Annotated in this window: 1 protein-coding gene; it reads left to right on the plus strand. The window is 60.7% G+C overall.

Features of this window, described 5'->3' with window-relative positions; all coding sequences use genetic code 11:
- Positions 1–72 precede the first annotated feature (72 nt).
- Positions 73–1,176 carry an IS5 family transposase gene (locus NKI38_RS33430; RefSeq protein WP_352665143.1) on the plus strand — a complete coding sequence of 368 codons (1,104 nt, stop codon included), beginning with the start codon at positions 73–75 and terminating at the stop codon, positions 1,174–1,176.
- Positions 1,177–1,307: the final 131 nt, after the last annotated feature.

Consider the following 1,307-nt stretch of genomic DNA (forward strand, 5'->3'; position numbering starts at 1 on the left):
CAGGCTGCTGCAAAAGTCGCGTTTGGCTTTGTTTTGTGATTCACTTTCGTCTGACAACGGGAGTGATTTGCGATGCGGGGTCGTAGTGATGGATCGGAAGGCCTTTTCAGCTATGTTCCGTTAGAGAAGCGCATTCCGTTGGATCATCCTCTGCGGGCGATCCGGCGGTTGTGCGATGAAGTGCTTGGTCGTCTGGATGACCGCTTCGAGGCGCTATATTCGGGCATGGGACGGCCATCGATCCCGCCGGAGATGTTGCTGCGGGCGACGCTGCTGCAGGCGTTCTTCTCGGTTCGTTCGGAACGGCAACTGATGGAGCAGATCGATTACAATCTGCTGTTCCGCTGGTTCGTCGGCCTGCCGCTGGATGCGTCGGCATGGCATGCGACGGCGTTCACCCACAATCGCGACCGGCTGCTTGAGGCGGATGTGGCGCGTGAGTTTTTGGGCGAACTGATGGGTCTCAAGCGGGTGAGCAAGCTTCTGTCGAGCGAGCATTTTTCGGTGGACGGCACGCTGATCGATGCCTGGGCGTCGATGAAGAGTTTCCGCCCGAAGGACGGTTCGGGCGATCCGCCGGGGCCAGGGCGCAATGGCGAGCGCAACTTCCGCAAGGAGAAGCGCTCGAACCAGACACATGCCTCCACGACCGATCCCGACGCCCGGCTCTACCGCAAGGCGGACGGCCATCCGAGCCGCCTGTGCTTCATGGGCCATGTGCTGATGGAGAACCGCAACGGGCTGGCGGTCGATGCAACGTTGACGCACGCCACCGGCAAGGCCGAGCGGGAAGCGACGCTTGTCATGCTCGACCGGCGACAAGGCAAACATCGCATCACGCTGGGCGCGGACAAGGCCTATGACGTCATGGATTTCGTTGGCGACCTGCGCCAGCGCCAAGTCACCCCGCACATCGCCATCCAGGGCACGGTCTCCAGCACCGGCACGGTGCGCAAGACCGCTATCGACGGGCGCACCACGCGCCATGCCGGTTATGCGATCAGCCAGCGCATTCGCAAACGCATCGAGGAGATATTCGGCTGGGTGAAGAAGCCCGGCGGACTGACCAAGACCAAACTGCGAGGACAGCCAAGAGTTGAGGCCGTCTTCACCTTTGCGGTCATCGCCTACAATCTGGTTCGCATCCCAAAGCTCCTAAAAGCGCAGATCGCATAACCGTCAAACAGAAGGGCCGCCACTCGCGCCGCAATCTCAGCGCTGCAAACCCGCCGGAAATCGCGCGGGCAACTCAATACTCCCGCCAAGAATATCGAAATCAGCAACGATCAGACTTTTGCAGCAGCCTG

It is taken from the genome of Mesorhizobium sp. M0621, from assembly GCF_040320745.1.
GTDB lineage: Bacteria > Pseudomonadota > Alphaproteobacteria > Rhizobiales > Rhizobiaceae > Mesorhizobium.

Excerpts from the sequence above, each read along its gene's own strand:
- NKI38_RS33430 (WP_352665143.1), top strand. The coding sequence starts at position 73 with ATGCGGGGTCGTAGTGATGGATCGGAAGGCCTTTTCAGCTATGTTCCG.